Annotated in this window: 18 protein-coding genes; 12 read left to right on the top strand and 6 right to left on the bottom strand. The window is 36.4% G+C overall.

The window, feature by feature from the left end; translation table 11 throughout:
- Nucleotides 1-179 precede the first annotated feature (179 nt).
- On the top strand, nucleotides 180-1,709 hold the full coding sequence (locus tag PMI13_RS17740) for an APC family permease (RefSeq protein WP_051957074.1): 1,530 nt from the start codon (nucleotides 180-182) through the stop codon (nucleotides 1,707-1,709).
- A gap of 54 nt (nucleotides 1,710-1,763) precedes the next feature.
- The gene (locus PMI13_RS17735) at nucleotides 1,764-2,777 is read left to right on the top strand and encodes a WD40/YVTN/BNR-like repeat-containing protein (RefSeq protein ID WP_034670363.1); all 1,014 of its coding nucleotides are present in this window, start codon (nucleotides 1,764-1,766) and stop codon (nucleotides 2,775-2,777) included.
- A gap of 106 nt (nucleotides 2,778-2,883) precedes the next feature.
- Here PMI13_RS17735 and PMI13_RS17730 read toward each other — a convergent pair whose 3' ends face one another.
- On the bottom strand, nucleotides 2,884-4,056 hold the full coding sequence (locus tag PMI13_RS17730; protein WP_156104478.1) for a hypothetical protein: 1,173 nt from the start codon (nucleotides 4,054-4,056) through the stop codon (nucleotides 2,884-2,886).
- Nucleotides 4,057-4,963: 907 nt separating this feature from the next.
- On the opposite strand from PMI13_RS17730, the gene hemN reads away from it, so the two are divergent.
- Both hemN and PMI13_RS17720 read left to right on the top strand, forming a co-directional pair.
- Nucleotides 4,964-6,322, top strand: a complete 1,359-nt coding sequence (gene hemN / locus PMI13_RS17725; protein WP_007846305.1) for an oxygen-independent coproporphyrinogen III oxidase — start codon at nucleotides 4,964-4,966, stop codon at nucleotides 6,320-6,322.
- A 7-nt stretch (nucleotides 6,323-6,329) separates the two neighbouring features.
- Nucleotides 6,330-7,535: a hypothetical protein gene (locus PMI13_RS17720; RefSeq protein WP_007846304.1), complete on the top strand. Its 1,206-nt coding sequence runs from the start codon at nucleotides 6,330-6,332 to the stop codon at nucleotides 7,533-7,535.
- 13 nt (nucleotides 7,536-7,548) lie between these two features.
- Here PMI13_RS17720 and PMI13_RS17715 read toward each other — a convergent pair whose 3' ends face one another.
- On the bottom strand, nucleotides 7,549-8,910 hold the full coding sequence (locus PMI13_RS17715; protein ID WP_034670365.1) for a PQQ-dependent sugar dehydrogenase: 1,362 nt from the start codon (nucleotides 8,908-8,910) through the stop codon (nucleotides 7,549-7,551).
- Nucleotides 8,911-9,127: 217 nt separating this feature from the next.
- On the opposite strand from PMI13_RS17715, the gene secD reads away from it, so the two are divergent.
- From secD to PMI13_RS17690, 5 genes are all read left to right on the top strand, one after another.
- Nucleotides 9,128-12,037 carry a protein translocase subunit SecD gene (gene secD, locus PMI13_RS17710; RefSeq protein WP_007846300.1) on the top strand — a complete coding sequence of 970 codons (2,910 nt, stop codon included), beginning with the start codon at nucleotides 9,128-9,130 and terminating at the stop codon, nucleotides 12,035-12,037.
- A gap of 229 nt (nucleotides 12,038-12,266) precedes the next feature.
- The gene (locus PMI13_RS17705; RefSeq protein WP_007846298.1) at nucleotides 12,267-13,490 is read left to right on the top strand and encodes a TCR/Tet family MFS transporter; all 1,224 of its coding nucleotides are present in this window, start codon (nucleotides 12,267-12,269) and stop codon (nucleotides 13,488-13,490) included.
- Nucleotides 13,491-13,990: 500 nt separating this feature from the next.
- Nucleotides 13,991-14,326, top strand: a complete 336-nt coding sequence (locus tag PMI13_RS17700; protein WP_007846297.1) for a Sec-independent protein translocase subunit TatA/TatB — start codon at nucleotides 13,991-13,993, stop codon at nucleotides 14,324-14,326.
- A gap of 3 nt (nucleotides 14,327-14,329) precedes the next feature.
- The gene (locus PMI13_RS17695; RefSeq protein WP_007846295.1) at nucleotides 14,330-14,896 is read left to right on the top strand and encodes a phosphatase PAP2 family protein; all 567 of its coding nucleotides are present in this window, start codon (nucleotides 14,330-14,332) and stop codon (nucleotides 14,894-14,896) included.
- The gene (locus tag PMI13_RS17690) at nucleotides 14,893-15,708 is read left to right on the top strand and encodes a tetratricopeptide repeat protein (protein ID WP_007846293.1); all 816 of its coding nucleotides are present in this window, start codon (nucleotides 14,893-14,895) and stop codon (nucleotides 15,706-15,708) included. Before PMI13_RS17695 ends, PMI13_RS17690 begins: the two co-directional genes overlap by 4 nt.
- A 183-nt stretch (nucleotides 15,709-15,891) precedes the next feature.
- Here the strand turns inward: PMI13_RS17690 and PMI13_RS17685 are convergent, their stop codons facing one another.
- Nucleotides 15,892-16,365, bottom strand: coding sequence for a 23S rRNA (pseudouridine(1915)-N(3))-methyltransferase RlmH (locus PMI13_RS17685; RefSeq protein ID WP_007846291.1), 474 nt, complete (start codon nucleotides 16,363-16,365; stop codon nucleotides 15,892-15,894).
- 118 nt (nucleotides 16,366-16,483) lie between these two features.
- Between PMI13_RS17685 and PMI13_RS17680 the strand changes: the two genes are divergently transcribed.
- Complete coding sequence (locus PMI13_RS17680; RefSeq protein WP_157158223.1) at nucleotides 16,484-17,548, top strand: DUF4421 family protein; 1,065 nt, start codon at nucleotides 16,484-16,486, stop codon at nucleotides 17,546-17,548.
- 13 nt (nucleotides 17,549-17,561) lie between these two features.
- Nucleotides 17,562-18,563, top strand: coding sequence for a YihY/virulence factor BrkB family protein (locus PMI13_RS17675; protein ID WP_007846289.1), 1,002 nt, complete (start codon nucleotides 17,562-17,564; stop codon nucleotides 18,561-18,563).
- Here PMI13_RS17675 and nhaA read toward each other — a convergent pair.
- The 3 genes from nhaA to PMI13_RS17660 form a co-directional block, all read right to left on the bottom strand.
- A complete protein-coding gene (gene nhaA, locus PMI13_RS17670) occupies nucleotides 18,560-19,735 on the bottom strand; it encodes a Na+/H+ antiporter NhaA (RefSeq protein WP_034670367.1) in 1,176 nt (391 codons plus the stop codon). The genes PMI13_RS17675 and nhaA overlap by 4 nt on opposite strands.
- 2 nt (nucleotides 19,736-19,737) lie before the next feature.
- Nucleotides 19,738-21,948 (bottom strand): RelA/SpoT family protein, encoded by a 2,211-nt coding sequence (locus PMI13_RS17665; RefSeq protein WP_007846287.1) that lies wholly within the window; start codon nucleotides 21,946-21,948, stop codon nucleotides 19,738-19,740.
- Nucleotides 21,949-22,065: 117 nt separating this feature from the next.
- A complete protein-coding gene (locus PMI13_RS17660) occupies nucleotides 22,066-22,431 on the bottom strand; it encodes a hypothetical protein (RefSeq protein ID WP_007846285.1) in 366 nt (121 codons plus the stop codon).
- Nucleotides 22,432-22,784: 353 nt separating this feature from the next.
- Here PMI13_RS17660 and PMI13_RS17655 point away from each other — a divergent pair, with 353 nt between their 5' ends.
- Nucleotides 22,785-24,044 (top strand): YCF48-related protein, encoded by a 1,260-nt coding sequence (locus PMI13_RS17655; protein WP_007846281.1) that lies wholly within the window; start codon nucleotides 22,785-22,787, stop codon nucleotides 24,042-24,044.
- The last annotated feature ends 11 nt before the right edge of the window (nucleotides 24,045-24,055 follow it).

Here is a 24,055-nt window from a genome sequence, read left to right as displayed (position 1 = left end):
TTAACAAACTAAATTTAATAATTTTAATTTGTCTGAAAAACAGGGAAGTCTACCATCTAAATGCTGTTATATCAGAATTTTAAGTTTTTATATATAAAATAAATGATGAAAGTTTATTAATAAACGTTAAGGTTTGTAAAATTTTTATATTTTCGTAAATCTTTAATAAATAATAAAATATGTCTAAAATTTGGGTTAAAAAACCAATGAGCGCCTATGAAGCTGATATCAAAAAGAGCCAGTTGAAGCGTGTTCTCGGAAAATGGAGCCTTACTGCTATTGGAATCGGAGCAATTATCGGGGGAGGAATTTTTGTACTTACAGGAACAGGAGCTTATTATAATGCAGGCCCTGCATTAGCTTTATCATTTGTAATTGCGGGAATCGCCTGTGTATTTGCTGCTTTGTGTTATGCAGAATTTGCATCCATACTTCCTGTAGAAGGGTCAGCTTATGCGTATGCGTATGGAACAGTAGGTGAAATTTTTGCATGGATCATCGGATGGGGATTAATTTTAGAGTATGCAATGGGATCTATGACGGTCGCCGTTTCCTGGTCCGGATACTTCAGTAAACTCCTCAAGATGTTCGGCTTACATCTCCCGGCCTGGCTTACAACAGATCCACAAACTTATCTGGCAGCCGGAAACTCTGGTTTTTCAATGAATTTACCTGCATTTTTGATTGTTTTATTTGTGATTTCCATTCTGATCAGAGGTACAAAAGGAGCTGCTAAAGCCAATAACTTTATTGTAATCCTTAAAGTTTCAGCGATTATTTTCGTAATTATTGCGGGGGTTTTCTTCATCAATACTGACAACTGGACTCCTTTTATTCCTCAGCCTACCGTGATTACTGAAAACGGAGTTTCACACTCAGCCTACGGTGTTGCTGGAGTTGTAGCAGGAGCATCCGCTATTTTCTTCGCTTATGTAGGATTCGATGCAGTTTCCACTCAGGCAGGGGAAGCTATTAACCCTAAAAAAGATGTACCTTTTGCAATTATTGCTTCATTAGTGATCTGTACGCTTTTATATATCTTGGTTTCTTTGGTATTAACGGGAATGATGCACTATACAGATTTCAACCCGCTTGGAAAATATCCTGATGCAATTAAAGCTCCTGTAGCTTATGCATTTGATATTGCAGGGCAGGCCTGGGCAGGGTATATTATTACCATTGCAGCAACTATCGGATTGATTTCAGTATTGATGGTAATGATTATGGGGCAATCCAGAATTTTTCTGGGAATGTCTAAAGATGGTCTTATCCCTTCAACTTTCTCAAAAGTAAACCCTAAAACAGGGGTTCCTACCAAAAACCTTATTATTTTAGGAATTGTAATCTCTATAGTTGCCTCTTTAACTCCAATCAATGATTTGGCGCATATGACCAGTTTCGGAACATTGTTCGCGTTTACCATGGTTTGTGTGGCGGTTTGGGTATTGAGAGTAAAAGAACCTAATTTACAAAGAAATTTTAAAGTTCCGGCTTTACCTTTAATTGCATGTTTAGGTATTGCGATCAATATTTACCTGATCATCAACCTGAGTAAAGAAGCCCAGATGTATTCTCTGGGATGGCTGGTTATCGGATTTATTATTTATTTCCTTTACAGTAAAAAACATTCTAAACTTCAAAACGGTGGTTATGGTGAAACGTTCAAAGCAGAACAGGAGCCATTAGAAAAACCTGATTTAGATTTATAAAAAATATAAGTTAAAAAATCCACAGAATTCTGTGGATTTTTTATTTTTGTTATTATGAAAAAGATATTACCATTTTTGCTCTCACTGTCAGGGATATTTACATTTTCACAGCAGGTGGAAAGTTTTACAACTCTATTCAATGATAAAATAAGCATTCGGGCTATTGAACTTTACAATGGAAAGGTCTGGTACAGCGGAACGGGTTCAAAGTTCGGGTACGTAGATCTTAAGGATCACCAAAAACAAAAGCAGATCACGTTGTCAGATAAAAAACTTGAGTTCCGGACTCTGGGGCAGGATAAAAATTCCTTTTATGCCATTAATGTCGGGAGCCCGGCTTATTTTTTTAAGATTGATAAAAAAGATCTGAAATCACAAATTGTATTTACCGATACCGTGAAAACAGCCTTTTATGATGCATTGCATTTTGCCAGTGATAAGCTGGCTTTTACTTTCAGTGATGCGGATAAAGATAATGATCTTAAGCTGGCGGTTTATGAAAAAGCAAAATGGAGTATCCCTGATTATAGCCTGAAGCTGAATGAAGGCGAAGCAGCCTTTGCAGCCAGTAATACCAATATTGCTACCTCAAAAAATTATTTATGGATTGCAACAGGTGGTAAGGCTTCGAGAATTATAAGGTTATACTTTAAGACTCAGAAATTTGAGGTTTTTACAACACCTTTTATTCAGGGAGAATCTTCCCAGGGTATGTATTCCATAGATTTTTATGAAGATCAGTTCGGAATTGCCGTAGGAGGGGATTATATCAAACAGGCAGACAACATAAATAATATCGCAACTACAAATGATGGTGGAAAAAGCTGGCAGGTACAGGCTTCAGGACAGAACGCAGGATATACAACCTGTGTGAAGATACGTCCCGGATCAAAAGGAAAAGAAATCATAGCAGTCGGTGATCAGCATATCAGCTATTCTTCTGATTATGGTAAAACATGGAAGAAAATTTCAGATGAGAAAGGGCTTTTCGTTTGTGAATGGGTAGATGGAAATACCATAGTTTTTGCAGGAAATTATAGAATTTCTTTAATGAAACTTAAGTTTTGAAAAAGATAAGATTAAATTACTGTTAAATGTTTATAAATAAAGAAAGCAGAGTGCCATTACAAGATACTCTGCTTTTTATATAAATCTTATTTATACTACTAAAGTCTTAATATACTTCACAAGTCTGGTAATAAAAGACAGTTGTAACCGTGCTATCCACAAATCTGGAGATCTCATAGCGATAATATTTGTTCGTAACTGAATCATAGATTCTGATTACACCAACCATATAGGTAGTGTTGTTACCATACGTATTTCCTGCAATATCCGTAAAGGTATTGGTTGCAGTTCCGCTCTGACCTCCTAACGTGGAATATCCGGGAACCTGCCCTGGTTGCCAGTCCAGATGTGTTATGGAGGTATAAGTTCGTGTTCCGGTTCCTGTAAATCTTATTTGTGCTTTTTGACCATTAGTAATCGGAACCATTTTAAATTCAAAATCTCCAACATTGAATACCTGAGTATAGCCTTCATTTGCAACAATTGACTGAAGAGGGGCTTTATATATGCTGCTTCCCGTTGTTGTACTTCTACCCATTAGCTGAACCCATACACTGCCATCAAAATAATAAAAACCAGCCACTGTTACATTAATAGTTTGTCCGGCAGGAGCAGTATCTGCAGCAGTTGCATATACAATAGCACCTGTTTGTGAGGTTGTGTATGTTTTGGCTCTTAATTGTACACCTGTAATTCGTGGAGGGATAATGCCATCAAGTTTAGATGTGTCGGTTGGTGTTCCTGTTACGTCTAGTGTGGCTTGAGGGGTAGTGGTACTTACCCCCACACGTTGGTTGCTATTGTTTATACGGATTGCTTCCTTGCTATTAGCTGCCAGCACAAAATCTTGGGCATCGGTTGTCCCTATAAAATTATTATTAGCATTGCTATCTATAGCAGAAGTACTTGCGGTAGTACCTGTATTTCCATTCAGCCCCCATTCAGCAGTAGTTGCTGAATTTACCATTTTCTGCCAAAGGTTTCCATCAAAATAATAGTAACCTTCTCCGGTAATGTTAACCGTTTTAGCAGAGGTGGTGGTTACAGCTGAAGTGGCATATACTATGATACCTTTCTGGCTGATACCATACTGACTGTCTGCTGATTTGATTTGATCTCCGGTAAGACGTGGAGCTATAAACCCTTCAGGAGTTGTTCCATCTGTATTTTTTGCGGTAACGTCTAATGTAGCCCTAGGATTTTGATTGTTTATTCCCACTTGAGAATAAATAACAGTTGAAAATACGACTGTGCTAATTGTAAATAAATTTTTTTTCATTATATTTTTTTTAATATTCATTATGATTTTTTAATAATTATTTAATGAATAGTGGTTATTGATAAAAATAAATGAAAATATTATAGCTTACATAATGTATATTCGTTAAAATTTGTTATCAGAATTAATTTATATCAAAAAAAGTATTATGTTTATTCTATTTAATGTATTGATTTTTAATTGTTTAATTTTTAGATGTAATTATCTTTTTTAAATTATACAAAGCGCTATTTTTTTATAAACCATAACGTTTATTAACGAAATAATCCGAATAAAAAGTTTTTTTTGATAAAAGACTAAAATAAATATACTTTTTAGAAGTAATTTTTATAGGTTTCGGTGTCTTACGATCACTCAGATTATTTTTTTGGTTTATTGATGAAAATAATTAAAATATACCTCTCCCTATAGGATTTGTTATTTTAGCAGTAATCCTATTATTTGTAAAAAAGCTCCCTTACCGTTGCCCGGAAGAAAAGTCCCTAGCCCTGTAAAATTAACTGATGAAAACCTGGCTATGAGAATGAAACAACGGATCATATAATATTCGACAAACTTAAATTATATCTGCCGGATTATCTGAAAGGAGCTCATCTGTCATCGGCCGATACTTCTGAGCTCCAATTTTTCTTTTATACGATAGATCTCAATAATGATAAAAAAGGTCCTGCGTACAAAACAGGGAAGTTTACCTCTTCACCGTGGTTGTACTGATATTTTTATTTTTTATAATAATGGAAATAGAATTTATCATTAATATCAAAAATCAACAATGGCCATATTTAGATTCATTATAAAGTAGAACCTAATATAATTCATGATTTAAAATTCATAAGTTATAAGTAATTTTGTAAAATGAAATTGACTTTTTGAATTTCATACGATTGATAAAATTTAAAATTTTTAAATGAATTCTTTAATAGATAAATATAATATTCCGGGACCTCGTTATACGTCTTATCCTACTGTTCCTTATTGGGATGAAACTACATTTTCGCCTGAAAAATGGAAAGAGAGTGTAATAAGATCTTTCCATGAAACTAATCCGGAAGAAGGAATTTCTATTTATATTCACTTGCCTTTTTGTGAGGCATTATGCACGTTCTGTGCCTGTCATAAGCGTATCACGAAACAGCATAGCGTTGAAACACCTTATCTTGAAAGTGTTTTAAAAGAATGGCAGCTTTACCTTCAGCTTTTTAATGAAAAACCGAAACTGAAAGAGCTTCATCTAGGTGGTGGAACTCCCACATTCTTTTCACCTGAGAATTTAAAAATTTTACTGGAAGGGATTTTTACAACTGTTGAGATTGCAGAACATCCTGAGTTTTCCTTTGAAGGTCACCCTAATAATACAACCAGAAAGCACTTGCAGACCTTATATGACTTAGGTTTCAGAAGAGTAAGCTTCGGGGTTCAGGATTATGATCCGAAAGTTCAGAAAGCAATCAACAGAATCCAGCCTTTTGAAAAGGTAAAAGAAGTAACTGAGCTGGCAAGAGAAATCGGATACAGAGGGATCAGCCATGACCTTGTTTTCGGACTTCCGCACCAGCATTGGGATGCTATGGAGCATACGATCAGAAAAACACTGGAGCTGAAACCGGACAGGCTTGCATTTTATTCTTATGCCCACGTTCCGTGGATAAAAGGAGTGGGGCAAAGGGGTTTTGATGAAAATGATTTACCGAGCGGAGAGGAAAAAAGGCGTTTGTATGAAGATGGTAAAAAGCTTCTGGAAAGTTTAGGATATATTGAAGTGGGAATGGATCATTTTTCTTTGGAACATGATGATCTGTACCAGTCATTACTTCAGAAAAAGCTTCACCGTAACTTCATGGGCTATACTTCGAGTAAAACCCAACTGATGGTTGGGCTGGGAATGTCTGCAATCTCAGATTCATGGTATGCTTTTGCCCAGAATGTAAAAACAGTGGAAGAATACCAGAAAATTGTTGAAGAAGGGGAAATTCCTGTGGTAAAAGGACATATCCTTAGCCAGGAAGATCTGATAGTAAGAAGACATATCCTGAATTTAATGTGCCAGCTTGAGACAACCTGGGATATTCAGAGCTCTTTCCCTGAGCTGGAAAATGCTTTGGAAATGCTGAAGGAGATGGAAAAGGATGAATTGGTTGAAATCAATGACCACCAGATAAAAATTACAGAAAAAGGAAGAGCCTTTACGAGAAATGTAGCAATGGTTTTTGATCTCAGAATGATGAGGAATAAACCCGAGACCAGAATTTTCTCGATGACGATATAAAAGTTTTATGAATAGAAAAGTCCTTCTTTCCTTTTTATATGTATACGCTCTGATTTTTAGTGTTTTAAAAACAATAAGATTCCCGAATGACTGGTCCGAAGCCCACTGGCTGCTGGATTACAGATCGGGTTTTATTAAAAGGGGGCTTGCAGGAGAGATTTTCGGATTTTTTTTTGAAAAAAATGAATTGAATATTCTCATCGTTTCAGCTCTTATATTGGTATTGCTATATATTTCAGTACTTATTATTCCGATAAAGCAGATTTTTAAAGAACAGATCAGTATTTATAAAGTACTGTTTTATCTGATCTTTTTTTTATCCCAATATATTGTCTTTTCTGCACATGTTATCGGGTATCTGGATCATGTGGTATTTTTATTGGCGATGTTGATTATTTATCTGATAAAGAGAAAGAATATTTTATTTTCCTCGATTGTATTATCAGCGGCAATACTTATTCATGAAATATCTTTTTTTCTGATTTTGCCGGCGAGTTTTTTTACATTGATAATCACTGAAATTCTCAATGACCGGTTTTCTTTTGGAAATATTTTCAGTCCCGTAATATTAAAAAAGCTGTTTCAGTTTTTTACATTACCCTTCGTCGTGATGTTGTCGGTATTGTTATATCAGGAAGTGAATGGTGAAAATTATTATTCATTGATACTGCATGATCTAAAACACTATACTTTTATTAATAAAAATGCAGCTGAATCAGTAGCAACGGCTTATAGCGAAAGTTTTCGTTATTATCTGTCCAATGAAGGCAGGTATTTCTTTAAGCGGATATTTTTTTCAAAATGTACGGTGTTATTTGGAATTCCGTTACTCTTTTTATTGCTTATGACTTATAAAGAATTTAAAAATCTGAATCTATCTCTGTTTATTTTATTTGTTGTCGTTTCCTTATTCCCTTTATTGCTTCATGCTATTGCATGGGATACAATAAGGATCTGGTCTTTTCCTTTTATGACTTTATTTTTAGCTTTCTGGGTAGTCAGTTCTCACTATAAAACTGAAAATTATTCTTGGAAATTGTCTGTTTTTGAAATAATTCTTTTTATGGTTTCGATAATGTTGGTTGCATTGGTTCCCAATAATTTATTCAATGGTGAGGCGGAAAGGTTTTCTTTATGGATAAGATTGATATGGCTCATTCCTGTAATTTTAGGGCTGTATTTTTTAAAGAAAGCCCCAACCCGGATAGATTGAGGCTTTATAATGCCTATTCAATGATGACTTTCCGGCTGTATGATTTCAACTCTCCTGACTTTAGATTGATATAATAAACCCCGGGAGGAATTCCTGAAATATCAATGCTGTTATCATTGTTGATTGGGGCATTTTCCAGAATTTTTCTTCCTTCTGCACTGATGATTTCGGCTGATACTTTTTTGTCCTTCAACCCTTCAATAAAGATTTTCTCTGATGCCGGATTCGGATGGATTTTAATTTGGCTTAAACCGTTATTTTCCTGTGTAGACAATAAACCTGTGGTGATTTTATAAACTTTTCCATTGTTCACAGCGGCTACATACAGCTCTTTCTGGCTGTCCTGTCCGAAAGTTGAAAAATTATTTCCGTCGTATGCCGGAGTCCAGGTGATCGAGTTGTCGGAATTCAGGATTCCGATTTGCGTGGAGCAGTAATCTGCGAAAAAATATTTTCCCTGTAAAACGGGATAAAGGCTTCCTCTGTAAACATAGCCTCCGGTAATGGAGCACTTTCCACCGGAATGGTCATAGACGGCAATAGGAAAAGTCATTGTAGTTGCACTTGCACATCCTGAGGTGTTGTAAGGAGTATTGCCTTCATAGCAGCGCCAGCCGTAATTGATTCCGGCCTGGATAATCGGCATTTTATTAATTTCTTCAATTTCGCCCTGTCCTACATCCGCAATCATTGCATTTCCGGTAGTAAGGTCAAAAGACCATTTCCAGGCATTTCTAAGGCCGTAAGACCATACTTCATCTGCACCGTCAACCCCTACAAAAGGATTTCCAGCAGGAATATTATAGGCACCTGTAGCATTTACATCGATTCTGAGCATTTTTCCGAGGAGGGAATTTTTATTCTGGGCGTTATTGTTCGGATCACCAGCGTTTCCGCCGTCTCCGGTTACAATCCATAAATTTCCGTCTGGTGCAAAATGAATGCTTCCGCCATTATGATTGGCAAATGGTTTGGGAATATTCAGTAAGATTTTTTCTGAATTCGGGTCTGCCACATTCGGATCAGAAGTGACCGTATATCTCGCTACAATGATATTTCCGGCAGTATTGTTATAATAAACAAAAAAATACCCGTTAGTCGGGTATTGCGGATGGAATGTCAATCCTAAAAGTCCTCTTTCTCCGCCATAGTTCACTTTGGAGCTGATGTCCAGAAAGTTAGTGGTAACAACGCTTCCATTGGGTTGTACGATCTTTATCTTTCCATCCTGCTGTACGACAAACAGCCGGCTGTCGTTGGCGTTGGTAATCTCAACGGGACTGGTGAATCCGCTTGCAAATTCTTCCAAATTAATACTTTGAGAATTAAGGATTAAGGAAGAAAAAACACTTGCTGTAAAAAGTAGTTTTTTCATAATATTTTGATATTTAAGGTATTGAAGTAGGAATGAAAATTTCATACCAATTAAAATTTATAAATTCTGTTAAAATAGGTTGTAAAAATTGATAAATCTTAAATAGAAGTCAGGGTACCGATATATCTGAAAATAAACGATTTCTGTTGTTAAATGTTCATAAAATATAAAGAAAATCATTATATTTGCCGACTTAATTTAACGTAGTTATAACAAAATGCAAGGAAAAGGACTTATTACAATTGTTGCTATTGTACTAGGGTTGATTTGCTTAAATGAGCTATTACCAACTTGGTACGCCAGCAAAATTGAAAAGCAGGCAACTGCTATTGCAGGAGACAACCCGGAAAAGTATCAGAAAGAAATTACCAGACTTTCTAAAGATACTTTGAACCTGGGATTCACAAAACTTTATTACTCTAAAGCGAAAGACAAAGAGATGAAGCTCGGTCTTGACTTGAAAGGAGGGATTAACGTTCTTTTGGAAATCAACCAAAGGGACCTGGTAAATGATTTAACAAATTATTCTACCAATCCTGTACTTATCGAGGCTTTAAACAAGACTGATGAAGCTCAGAAGAATTCTACAAAATCTTACATCGACAATTTCTTCGAACAGTTTGATGCAGTAAACAAAGCGAAAGGCACCAATCTTAAGCTGGCAGATCCGGAAGTTTTCGGAAATACCACACTTACTGAAATCAAATACAATACTACTGATGAGCAGGTGAAAAGTATTGTAAAAAGAAGAATTGATGCTTCTGTAGGAACTGCTTTTGAAGTGATCAGAACGAGAATCGATAAAATGGGTGCTGTGCAGCCAAACGTTCAGAGAGTACCGGGTACTGCAAGAATTTCTGTGGAAATGCCGGGTATGAAGGACATCGATAAAGTGAAGAAAATGCTTCAGACTTCTGCAAAACTTCAGTTCTGGGAAGTACAACAGGTTCCTGAAATAGCGCCATATTTCCAGACATTGACTACAATGGTGGCAGCAAAAGGTGATTCTATGGGTGTTGCAAAAACAACCAACTTTATGAATCTTTTACATCTTGACAAGTTAAGAACAAATGGAGTTGCTAATGTAAAACTTTCTGATACTGCTGTTGTCAATAAAATTTTAAACAGCAAAGTAGGTCAGTCTTTACGTCCGGCTAACATTAAATATACACAATTCATGTGGGGTTACAAACCTGAAGCTACTGATACGGAAAGTTTGGTATTGTATGCGATCAGAGGTAACATCAATCAGAAAGCTCCGGTAGACGGTGCTGTTGAGACTGCAAGCATCAGCTATGATGAGTTGAGCAGAGTAGTGGTAGATATGCAGATGGATTCCAAAGGAGCTAAAGAATGGAAGACTTTAACAGAGAAAAACGTAGGTAAACCGGTAGCTGTAACACTTGATAACAGAGTATACACAGCACCGAATGTTGTAAACGCCATCCCTAACGGTAGAACTCAGATCTCAGGTAACTTCTCTCAGGAAGAAGCTAAAGAACTGGTTGATGTTTTAGGAGCGGGTAAATTACCTGCCGGTGCAAAAGTAGTTCAGGCTACCGTTGTAGGGCCTTCATTAGGACAGGAGTCTATTAACGCAGGTATGCTCTCTTTTGCGATTGCATTTTTAGTGATCATTGTTTATATCATTTTCTATTACGGAGGTGCAGGGGTGTACGCTGTAATCGCAATGATTATCAACTTATTCTATATTTTCGGAATTATGGATTCTGTAGATGCTACGCTTACCCTTCCCGGTATCGCAGGTATCGTATTAACGATGGCGATGGCGGTAGATACAAACGTAATTATCTATGAAAGAACTAAAGAGGAATTATTTGCAGGGAAGAGTATTCTTGAAGCTTACAAAGATGGTTTCAAACATGCATTGAGTGCTATCGTTGATGGTCACTTAACAACATTACTAACTGCAGGTGTACTTTTCCTTTTCGGAACAGGACCTATTAAAGGATTTGCTTTAACTTTAGGAATTGGTATCCTGATGACCTTCTTTACTTCGGTATTGATTTCCAGAGCAATGATCTTCTCAAGATTGAATAAAGGAAAGCATCTTTCTGTTTGGACAGCTCCAACGAAAAATCTATTCAGAAATACGTGGATTGATTTCATCGGAAAAAGAAAATATGCTTATATTATTTCTGCAATATTAACGGTTATCAGTCTTGGATCTATGTTTATCCACGGTTTCAAATACGGGATCGACTTTACAGGTGGTAGAAACTATGTAGTAAGATTTGATAAAGATGTAAATGCTGAAGATATTGAAAGTAACCTAGTAAAAGTTTTTAAAACAGAAGACGGTAAAAATTCTTCAGTAGAAGCTAAAACTTTTGGAAACGCAAGACAGCTGAAAATTTCTACAGATTATCTGATTGATGATGAATCCTTAAAAGCTGACCAGACTGTTGAGCAAAAACTATATGAAGGTTTAAAGACAAGTTTACCGGCCAATACTTCTTTACACGATTTCAAATCTGCAGATAAAGAGCATGCAGGAATTATATCTTCTGAAAAAGTAGGACCGACGGTAGCGGATGATATCAAAACTCACGGTATCCTCGCAGTTGTTGCTGCACTGGCAGGTATCTTCATCTATATTTTGATAAGATTTAGAAAATGGCAGTTCTCTCTTGGTGCTGTTGCAGCATTATTTCACGATGCGGTAATCATCTTGGGCGCCTATTCATTGCTTCACAAATTTATGCCGTTCAACATGGAGATCAACCAGGATTTCATTGCTGCAATCTTAACTGTTTTAGGTTACTCTATCAATGATACGGTAATTATCTTCGACAGAATCAGGGAATACCTGAGAGAGAAGAAATCTTTAACATTGGCAGGATTATTTGATGATTCTATCTCAAGTACATTAGGTAGAACCTTCAACACTTCATTTACTACTATCCTTGTCATTCTTGCTATCTTCATTTTCGGAGGTGACAACCTTAGAGGATTTATGTTTGCAATGTTAATCGGTATTGGATTTGGTACCTATTCATCCATATTCATTGCTTCGGCAATTGCTTATGACTTCCTGAAATCAGGAAAAGAAGAAGAAGTACATGGAAAAACAACTTCCAACAAAGAAGTGCTTGCTTCAAAATAATTGAACTACAATAAATTATAGATAGCTGTCTCAGAAATGGGGCAGCTTTTTTTTAGTTCAGAATTAAGAGTGATGAGTTAAGAGTTTGAAAACAGACTAAAGAACAACTGACAGGTATTCATTACCACTCACTCATAATTTATAGCTCATCACTCCTAACTCATCACTCTTAACTTATTCCTTCAATTTAGAATCATTATTTTCTTTATTTCACTATTTTTGCAGGATTATGGAAAATTCAAAGAAAAAAGCGGCCATAGGCTTCATTTTTATAACGTTATTAATTGATATTACAGGATGGGGGATTATCATTCCTGTGGTTCCGAAATTGATTGAGGAGCTTATTCATAGTGACATAAGTGAAGCTGCAAAATATGGTGGCTGGCTTGGATTTGCTTATGCTTTTACACAATTTATATTTTCCCCGGTTGTCGGTAACCTGAGTGATAAATATGGACGGAGACCCATTATTTTGATTTCTCTTTTCGGATTTGCTGTGGATTATATTTTTCTGGCTTTGGCCCCTACGATCTGGTGGCTGTTCCTGGGAAGAGTGATTGCCGGAATTACAGGAGCCAGTGTTACGACAGCCAGTGCTTATATTGCAGATATTTCTACAGATGAAGACAGGGCTAAAAACTTTGGTCTGATAGGGGCAGCTTTTGGGCTTGGATTTATCATAGGACCCGTTCTGGGGGGAGTATTGGGGCATTATGGAGCAAGAGTTCCTTTCTATGCAGCAGCAGGTTTGTGCCTGCTGAATTTTCTGTATGGCTATTTTATTCTTCCTGAAAGTCTGGATAAAGATAAACGCAGAGAATTTGACTGGAAACGGGCAAATCCTGTAGGTTCATTTAAGTTTTTAGGGAAGCACCCTGAGATTTCAGGATTGATCGTTGCTTTGATTTTAATATATATTGCAGGCCACGCCGTGCAGAGTAACTGGAGCTTCTTTACCATGTATGAATTCAGCTGGACGGAAAGAATGGTAGGGATTTCACTTGGAGTGGTAGGGTTATTGGTTGGGTTGGTACAGGGACTTTTAATACGATGGACAACGCCAAGACTTGGAGAGCAGAAAAGTATTTATTACGGATTGGCATTGTATGCTATCGGAATGCTGTTGTTTGCTTTTGCTACACAGGGCTGGATGATGTTTGCATTCCTAGTACCTTATTGTTTGGGTGGAATCTGTGGACCGGCGCTTCAGTCGGTGATTACGAAAAGTGTTCCTTCCAATGAGCAGGGAGAGTTGCAGGGTGCATTGACGAGTCTGATGAGTGCTACTGCGATTATAGGACCTCCGATGATGACAAATTTATTTTACTACTTTACCCATGATGAAGCACCGTTCAAGTTTTCGGGGGCACCATTCTTCGTTGCTTTTGTACTGATGTCAATAAGTGTGGTGATCACTTACTATGCATTTCAGAAAAAAGAGATTAAGAAATAATTGAATTTTATAATAAAAGCGGGGAATCAATTTTGATTCCCCGCTTTGAGTTGAAATATAATAGAGTTGAAAAAGAACGTTATTAAGAATAGAGAGACTTGGTGCCTTTACTAGCGATATTGTTTCCCAATCCTGAGAATAACCCTGAAAAATTAGTAGGATTAAAACTTAAAGAACCTGTTGGTGTACATAATCCAGAGCATATCTGCACTGTCTGTAAACTCCTGTTTTCATCCTGACAGCTGTTCAGTGATAATACCGTAAAAATGGCAAGCATTTGAAGGAGGTCAATAATTTTTTCAAGTTAAAATATTTAAAATGAGTGTGTTCAATTTAGCAAAAAAGAAAGTATAATTCCCTTAAATTAGAATTAATTATTTATTAACACTAAACTATTCACTCTTAACGATCAACTTTCAACTAAAAAAATAAATCTTAAAATTTCTTTAAAAGTTTATGTTTCATCACTATATATGTATAATCTTTTGTAATTTTACAGCATGGAATTAAGCTTTGGAGAAATGGCATTGATTGCAGTAGCAATCGTTGTATTATTCGGACCGGATAAACTCCCCCAAATAGCGCGTGACCTAGGTGCAGGCGTAAGGAAAATGCGCGGTGCAGTAGAAGACATCAAAACTGAAATCATGAAAGAAACAGATAACCCTGTTTCTGAAATTAAGCGTGAAATTGAAAAGGTAAAGGATGCTGCAAAAGATTTTAATCCTATGAAAGATATCGAAAAAGATATTCTGACGCAACCTGCCACTTCTGATGAACCGGCTAAATTAAAGCCTTCTGAAGATGAAACCCATGAAGGACCTGTAAGCAGATAATTGATGGAAGAGATAATTCAGGAAGATAAAAAGGTCTTTTTGTTCCTCAATAATTTGGGTGACACTCCCTTCGATCAGTTTTGGATGTTGATATCCAGCATCTGGATCTGGGTTCCTTTGTATATCATATTTCTTTATTTACTTTATAAAAATTACAAACTAAGGTCTTTAGTTTTTATCCTTTTATTTGTTGCCATCGGAGCTACAGTCTCAGATCAGCTGGCAGGAGTTTTCAAACACGGAGTGGCAAGGTTAAGGCCATGTCATGACCCGACTCTGGAGCACCACATGAGAATCGTAAAGTGTGGCGGGCAATTCGGATTTTATTCAGCCCATGCTTCAAATACCTTCTTTTTAGCAACTTATTTAGGTATTTTACTTAAAAAGAACCTTAAATGGTTTCCTTATGCTATATTTGTATGGGCTGCAGTAGTTTCTTACAGCCGCATATATTTAGGAGTACATTTCCCGATAGATATTTTGGTAGGGGCGTTTGTTGGACTTTTATTGGGAGTGATATTTGCTGCACTCGCAAAAAAAGTAATCAATAAACAAAATATAACCTCATGAAAAAACATGTATTTTTTCTAGCTTTAACATTTACTTCATTTAATTTTTACGCTCAGGATGCAAAAACTGCAGAAGAATGCTTTAAAAAGGCAGACTATAAATGTGCGGAAGAGCAATATTCAAAATTAGCCCAAAGCGAAAAAATTCAGCAAATCCAGTCTTCCTATTACAACTATTTAGGCACAGCCCAGAGAAGGTTGGGGAAAACAACTTCAGCTTTCAAATCTTATGAATCTGCACTAAAAGCAAATCCGATGTCGGCCGCTGTTTATGCCAACCTGGGTTCCATTCATGGGCAAAAGGGTAATAAGCAGGCGGCTCTGGATTATCTTAATAAAGGACTCCAGATAGAACCAGAAAATGCAGATATGTATCTTACCCGTTCTAAAGTGTATGAGAATCTGGGTAAAAAAGATCTGGCTGCAAAAGATTTAAACCAGATTTTAAGCTTTGCCCCCGATAATATTTATGCGAGAACCGGTTTAGCCAATCTTAAAAAGAACAGCGGAGATCTGGAAGGCGCTTTAAAAGATTATAATCAGTTAATTTCTGAAAAGCCGGAATCCTTACTGTACAGCGGAAGAGGTGACGTTTATTTTAAATTAAAGAAAAATAAGGAAGCTCTTACCGACGTAAATAAAGCGATTTCTATTGATCCTAAATTTGCCCAGGCTTATGTAAATAAAGCATTGATCTTATTTGAAACGGGAAAACCGAAAGAAGCATGTGCAAGCCTGGATAAAGCAGTAAGCTTAGGCTACGAAAAACCTTTGCTTCTTGAATATTATTCGAAATGTGAAGTGAGAAAATAATATTTATTGGTGGCTTCGAGAGCCTCAGCCACCATTAAGGAACTCAACGACTATTTGGAGATCTGGGACATCAGTTTGTTGAAAATCTTAATTATCAACTTTTATATTGTTGAAATCATTGAAAGGCCTCATTGGTGGCTGAGGCTCTCGAAGCCACCAATGAAGCTCCCGAAGCCACCAGCCTTAATCATTATGATAAGGTTTTCCCTGCAAAATCTGGTCGGCCCTGTATAACTGCTCCACAATAAATAACCGGATCATCTGATGGGTAAAAGTCATCTTGGATAATGACATTTTTTCATTGGCCCTGCCGTATATTTCCTCTGAAAATCCATAAGCTCCTCCAATCAGCAAATGTATTTTTTTAACGGAAGAATTCATCCATGTATCTATTTTTTGTGAGAATTCCCTGCTTGTAAACTGTTTCCCTTTTTCGTCCAGAATAACCACGAGGTCATTCTTATCAATATGATTTATGAAAAGCCTGGCTTCTTCTTTTTTCAAAAGGTCAGGAGACAGGTTTTTGGCATTTTTAATATCCGGGATTTCGATGATTTCAAAATTCCAGTGTTTAGGAAGGCGGTTGAGATAATAATGAATTAAGGAAGTGATTTCTTTATCATCTGTTTTACCGATACAAAGTAAACTGATTCGCATGAGGAGTGTGATCTATTTCAGGAGTCAAAGATATTCATAAATTAAAGAATTATTCCTATATCAGGTGCTTGTTTTTGCTATGATTATCATTGAGAATCTGCAGCATTATTTAAAAAATATGTATTTTTACAATATTGACACACCTATGATGAAATCAAGATTAATCCCTTATATGCTTTTATATTTTCCATTATCTTCTTTCGGCCAGGAAGTTAATGAGTTTGACAGTAAAAAATATCAGGAAGAAGACAAGAATAAAATCTCATTAGTAACCGGGATAAGTTATATAAACAATTCCTTCGGGCTGCTTTCTGAGCACCAGACGTTTTTATTGAAGCCTAATGATTCTTTTTACACGGAATTTTTTCTGAGATACAGATGGCTTGATGCAAGTATTTCCTTCGCTCCGAAACTGATCCGGATCAATAATGATGATGATAGAAAAGGAAAAACAAAATATTTAAACCTGGGATTTGCTTTTTTTCTGACACCTAAACTAAGACAATTTGTGAGCTATAACCAGATAAAAGGGTTGTATCTGGAAAGTACAAAAGAATTTTTTTATACCTTTTTAGACGGATTGGATTTTGGAACAATATCCGATGATTATCTTATTTTTCCTGATGCAAAGTACCGGTCTTTCAAAGGTGAAACCAGCTATTTGTGGATGGGCAACAAAGAATCTTACAGAAGTTATACCAATATGACTTATAAACCTCTGAAAAATGATTTTGTAATGATCACCGGATTATTTTATCAGTATAATATCATGAAAGACACCGACCGGTTGATTTATAAAGGACAGGAACTGAATGATGGAAGTACAAAAGAGCCGCCTACAAAAGATTTAAGAATGGCCATAAGAAGCGGAGTAGGAATACAGAGGGTAATCAAAAATAACTGGTATGCAATTGTAGAGCTTTATCCGCAGGTCAATTATTCAAAGCTGATTGGAGAAAATTATCATGAATTTAATTTCGGACTTAATTCCAATGCAAGAGTAGGATATGATAACGGGAAATGGTTTTTTGGAGGCGGTGCCCAGGTCAATTGGGTCAATAATTCTAATGAAAATTTTTATTCCACCACACAGTGGCAGTTTAGAATGGGTGTGGGAATGAGAATTAATTCCCCTAAATTTGTCAGTAGGAATTTTGATAAAATAGATCAGATTTTAAAGTAAAACAGAGCGAAAAATGAGTGTAAAAGTTCCTGGATTTATCCTGAAAATACAAGAATTCTTAGATAACATACATATCCCTGTTTTAGGAATATCACTCTGGCAGATGTTCCAGATCTATATTTCAGGGATCTTTAAAGGGAAAATCGGGCGAAAGGCAGCGGCTATTTCCTGGAGCTTTACCATCAGTTTGTTTCCGTTTCTGCTTTTCTTATTATCTGTATTACCTTATATGCCCCATTATGATAAGCTTCAGTTTTATATTTTTGAGGTTTTGATCCATAATGTTTTTCCATCCAATATGGAAACTGATGTGAGAGGATATATCGAACAGAGCATTATCCCTAATATGAAAGGCATCAGCAACCTTACCATTGTTCTGGCTTTGGTTTTTGCGACCAACGGAACATTTTCCCTGATTAACGGCTTTAATGAAAATTCTGAAGAAAAATTAAGCGATGTAAAAGAATTCATCCTGTCATTTTTTATTACCATTGGCTTTATCACCATTGTCTTTCTCGCGCTGTTCGGGGTGTATTACGTGGAGGTAGTAATGAAGCTCTTTACACCTACCTATAACATTTCCTGGCTGGTAAAAAACCTTTCCAAGATCATCGGTTTTGTGTCTTTTCCTTTGTTTTATTTTATTCTTCTGGCCTTGTTTTACTGGTTGGGTACAGTGAAAATTACGAGGTTCAGACAGGCAATTCCGGGGGCTATTTTAACAACTGTATTATTTGTGGCCACTACTTTTATTTTTGCAATTTACGTTAAAGATATTGCAAGATATAACGTTTTATACGGTTCCATTGGAAGTATGATATTACTGATGGTGTGGGTCAATGTAAACGTATACCTGCTGTTATTCGGAAGTGAACTTAATATGGCGATCAGAAAGCTCAGAATAGAAAAACTATTGTCCGATGAGCTTAAAAAAGAAGCTTTACATTATCATTCATCCACCGAGCCGAATTTAGAAGGAGAAGAAGCACATACAAGGACGCTGAATAAAAATTAATCAGAAATTTCAGTGTTCTGTTTAGAGGTGAAACTCAAAATTAAATATCCTGAAACAGCTGCTATAAAGGATGCTATTAAAATGGCAAACTTTGCTTCATCCTGAATATTTATTTCGTCTTTAAACGAAAGCAGGGCGATAAAGATAGACATAGTAAAACCGATTCCTGCCAGTAAGCCCACACCCAACATCTGAGACCAGGAGCTGTTCTGCGGAAGTGAGCTCAGTTTGAATTTAATTGCAATAAAGGAAAACAGATTAATTCCGATGAGTTTTCCGATAACCAATCCCCCGATAATTCCCAGGCCTAAAGTACTGGTTAAGCCCTCTATCATTCCGTTGTTAAATATAATATTCGTATTTGTCAACGCAAATATAGGCATGATGATAAAACTTACCGGAATATGAAGCCTGTGTTCCAGTTTTTCCAGAGGCGAGATTTCTACGTTTGAAGCATTCGTGGGAATTGAAAATGCCAGCAATACCCCGGCGATCGTTGCATGAATCCCTGAATGATGCAGAAAATACCATAAAAACAAGCCTGGAATAATATAAAAAAGCAATCGGGTAACTTTAAAAAAATTCAATAAAAATAATAAGACAGCTACTCCGGCAGATAAAAACAGGTAGACCCAATGAATCTGATCAGTATAAAAAATAGCAATCACAAGAATAGCTCCAAGGTCATCAACAATGGCAAGAGCAGCAAGGAAAATTTTAATGGAATTGGGAATTTTACTTCCCAACATTGAAATAATGGCCAATGAAAAAGCAATATCTGTGGCCATAGGAATTCCCCAGCCGTTCTGATATTCTGTACCGGAATTAAAAAAGGCATAAATAACCGCAGGAATTATCATTCCGCCAACAGCTGCAAATATGGGCAATGAGGCATTTCTGAAAGATGAAAGCTCACCTTCTATCAGCTCTCTCTTGATTTCAAGGCCGACCAGAAGAAAGAAAACTGCCATCAGTCCGTCATTGATCCAGATGCTTACGGGATATTTTAAATGAAACAGATCAATTCCTGTTTCTCTGTCTAAAAAGCGTTGAAAACCCTCTCCCAAAGACGAATTAGCTATCAGTAAAGAGATCGCCACACAAAAAATTAATATAATTCCTGAAGATTGGCTGCTCTTGAAAAAATTTTTAAAATATAAACTTAGATTCATGCTTAAGATTGTAAACGTCTCACTTTTGAAACTCCGTTAATGGCATTTAATTTTTTAAATGTCTCTTCCAGCTGGCTTTTATTTTTGACTTCGAGATTGATATTCCCGGTAAAAATCCCGTCGTTAGATTCGATAGACATACTTTTCATATCCATTCCCATAGTGCCGCTGATGACCGCTGTAATGTCATTGATCATACCCATTCTGTCAAGGCCTTCAATCTCAATTTTCACTCTGTTTTTGAAGCTTTCGGCATTTACCCATTTTGCAGGAATTACCCGGTAGTCATATTGTGCCCTAAGGTTAATGGCATTCGGGCAGTTGTCACTATGCACTTTAATTCCGTCAGAGATCGTTATAAATCCGAAAATTTTATCTCCAGGTATTACGGTACAGCATTTTGCATAGCTGTAGTTCAGCTTCTCTTCATCTTTTCCGAAAACAATCATATCGAGATTTACCTCTTTCGGCTCTTCATAGACGGTATTCTTAGACGGGGATTTCCTGAATCTCGAAAGGATATTATTAAATACATTTTTACTTTCAATATATTTCCTGAGGCTGCTTGCATCAAGCTCATTGGTCTGGAATTTTAAGAACAGCTCCTGTGAGGTCTTTAAATTATAGAATTTTTGAAGCTTGTTGATCTCCTCGTCATTAAAGTTGATCTTCGCATGACGCAGCTTCCTTTGCAGGATTTCTTTCCCTTCCTCTACCAGCTGGTTTTTTTGAGAATTAAGATAGCCTTTGATCTTTGACTTTGCTTTTGAAGTCACTACAAATTCCAGCCAGTCAAATTTTGGTTTTTGATTTTGTGAAGAAAGAATATCTACCTGATCTCCATTTTGAAGAACATAGGAAATAGGTACGAGTTTTCCATTGATTTTTGCTCCAAGGCATTTCATTCCCAGGTCAGAATGAACGGCAAAGGCAAAATCCAGGGCGGTTGCATTGGTGGGTAAAATCTTGATTTCCCCTTTTGGAGTAAATACAAAAACCTCTTTTGAATATAAATTAAGTTTGATATTATCCAGAAGTTCTGTAGTAGAAAGATCATGCTGCTGCTCAAGAACATCACGGATCTCGGTAACCCATCTTTCAAAATTTTTGTCGTCTGAGGTTTGCTTATAACCTTCTTTGTATTTGTAATGGGCTGCAACCCCTTTTTCGGCAATTTCATCCATTCTTTCGGAACGGATCTGCACTTCAATCCATTTTTTATCCGGGCCAAGTACGGTCAGGTGCAGACTTTCATACCCTGTAGAACGGGGCTGTGTGATCCAGTCACGCATTCTGGAAGGGTTACTGTGATAAACATCTGTAACGATGGAATAAATCTTCCAGGCCAGGAACTTTTCATTTTTTGCATCAGATTTATAAATGATCCTGATGGCATAATTATCAAAAACCTCTTCGAAAGAAACCCCTTGCTTCAGCATTTTTCTGTAGATCGACGAAATGGCTTTCGCTCGGCCTTTTATCGTAAAGTTTAAACCTTCTTCTTTTAATCTTTGGGTGACCTCCGTTTTGAATTCCTCAATATATCTTTCCCGGTTTTCTTTCGCTAATTCTAATTTTTCCGTGATTTCACTGTAAATCTCCGGATTATTGTATTTTAATGATAAGTCTTCAAGCTCAGATTTTATATTGTATAAACCCAAACGGTGGGCCATCGGAGCGTAAATGTAAACGGTTTCGGAAGCAATTTTCTTTTGTTTATCAGGTGCCATGCTTTCCAGCGTACGCATATTGTGAAGACGGTCGGCAATTTTTATCAGAATAACCCTGAAATCTTCGGAAAGTGTCAACAGCAGCTTCCTGTAATTCTCAGACTGTACAGAGATATTCTGGTGGTTCATGATGGATATTTTGGTCAATCCATTCACGATATCGGATATTTTAGGCCCGAAAATTTTCTTTAAATCTTCATAAGTGTAATCAGAATCTTCAATGACATCGTGCAAAAGTGCACAGGCAATAGAAGTTGCTCCCAAACCAATTTCCGTTGCGACAATTTTCGCAACGGCAATAGGATGGTAAATGTAAGGTTCCCCCGATTTTCTTCTCTGATCTTTATGGGCATCTAATGCAATATCAAATGCCTTCCGTATGAGTTTATTGTTTTCCTCGTCCAGCGTTCTGTAGGTATTCGAAATCAGATCTTTATATCTCGCAAGGATTTCCTTGTTTTCCTGTTCTAAGTCGTAACTCATTTGTGTAAAAGCCTATATTTAGACGAAAATACGAAAATTTTCTCACTTTTCAAACAACAAAAATCCGCAGAATACTCCACGGATTTCCGGTTATTAGAATTTTATTCTTAAATAGTTTTAAAATTTCACTTCTGAATCAATGCCGCTGCTTGATGCTTTAATCCTGACATCGGGGCTGTTATGGATTTCAGCTTTATTCCTGGCATCTATATAACTTTTGATATTATTATAATTAGCCTGTTCAATTTTCATGTTTTCAAACAGATAGGTTTTTAAAACAGAATTCTGGCTAAAAATATTCCGGGCGTTATCTACCTGGTCGGTATCTTTTACGGCAACACTTGCAAGGTATTGATTGCCATGATGGGTTTCATCAAGATATACAATGTAATCTGAGTTTTCGAATCCTGAGTTTTCAAGATCAGATTCGAGTTTTTTATAATCGCTGTGATGTTCAAATAATCCAGCTAATATATTTGACATAAGCAATAGTTTTAAAATTTGTACTTAAAGATAGTAAAATTTTGCAATATATTATAATATTTTCAAATAAATTGTTTAATTTTTATTTTATCTATAATTTTTAGTTAAATATTTTGGGAATGTCTATTGAACAGGCGTTTGAATTTATGAATCTGAATGATTGCTTTTTTATGTAAAATGCCTCACTCGGTTAATATGAATGGATTTTAATAAATCTGATTAATTTTATGAGTTATATTTAAATTTTACTGTCTTTTTATTTCTTAATTATTAATTTTCAAAATATTGGGAATTACTTGCATACGAATAACAAAAAACTCAAATTTGTTCCTTAACTAAAAACAAAATATACCATGAGAATAATTTCAATGGCTTTTTTTCTATTATCACTGGCCTTACAGGCACAAACTTATAACTGGACCGCATTTTCTTATCCTACTTCTACCGGTGGCAGATTCGATGATGTATTTTTTCTCAATGAGAATGTAGGCTGGGCAGCACGTGGCGGAAATGGGGCCGTCTTCAAAACTACAGATGGTGGAAGCAGCTGGGCACAACAAACGGTAGGTTCCCCACCAAACGAATATTACCGGAATATTGAATTTTTAAATGAAAATGTAGGGTTTCTGGGAACATTAAGTGACAATTTTTATAAAACTGCAGACGGTGGAAATTCATGGCAGAGAGTGACTAAAATATCACCATATCCACAAGCCATCTGTGGCTTGGATTGTGTGGGAACCTCTACAGTATATGGTTGCGGAGCATGGTTTTCTCCGGCCTATATTATAAAATCTACTGATAGTGGGAATACGTGGCAGTATATTGATATGTCTTCCTATGCTTTTGCCCTGGTGGAAATTGTATTCATTGATGAGAATATAGGTTTTGTCGGTGGAAGTGATGATGATGGAGCGGTAATTTTGAAAACAACCGATGGGGGAGCCAGCTGGACGAAAATCTACAACAGCAATATTCCTTTTGAATATGTCTGGAAAATGCAGCTTCTGGATAACAACAAAATGTTTTGCTCTATTGAATCTGAAGCCCCGAATTCCGGGAAGCTAATAAAATCATTAAACGGAGGTGTTACGTGGGAAGCTAATGATTTTCCTGATGTTTATGTGCAGGCTGTTGGTTTTACGTCAGAAACCCACGGTTGGATGGGAGGCCATAACACAGGATTTTATGAAACTTTTGATGGTGGAAATACATGGACTAATACTGGCGTGGGAGGTGTTTTAAACAGAATATTTTTTGTAAATAACAATGTGGCTTATGCAGCAGGAGCAAGTATCTATAAAATGACCGTAGGTAATCTTGGAACACAGGAAGTGACGGAAGATCATCTGGTAAGAAAGCTCCGGATAGATGTAGCTCCGAATCCTGTAAAAGATAAACTGAACCTGGATATTCATTTTTTACACTCCGACCATATTATTATCGGTTTGTATGAAGCTTCAGGAAAGTTTATCAAAAATATTCTGAAAGATGATGTAAGCATTAAAGGAACTAAAAAATATTCCCTGGATTTTAATTATCCGAAAGGAAACTATTTATTGAATGTGCATTCCAATCTTGGAAGACAGGCTGTCAAAATTATAAAGGAATAACTGATAAAACA

Source organism: Chryseobacterium populi (assembly GCF_000282115.1).
GTDB lineage: Bacteria > Bacteroidota > Bacteroidia > Flavobacteriales > Weeksellaceae > Chryseobacterium > Chryseobacterium populi.
This window is presented reverse-complemented; position numbering and strand designations above follow the sequence as displayed.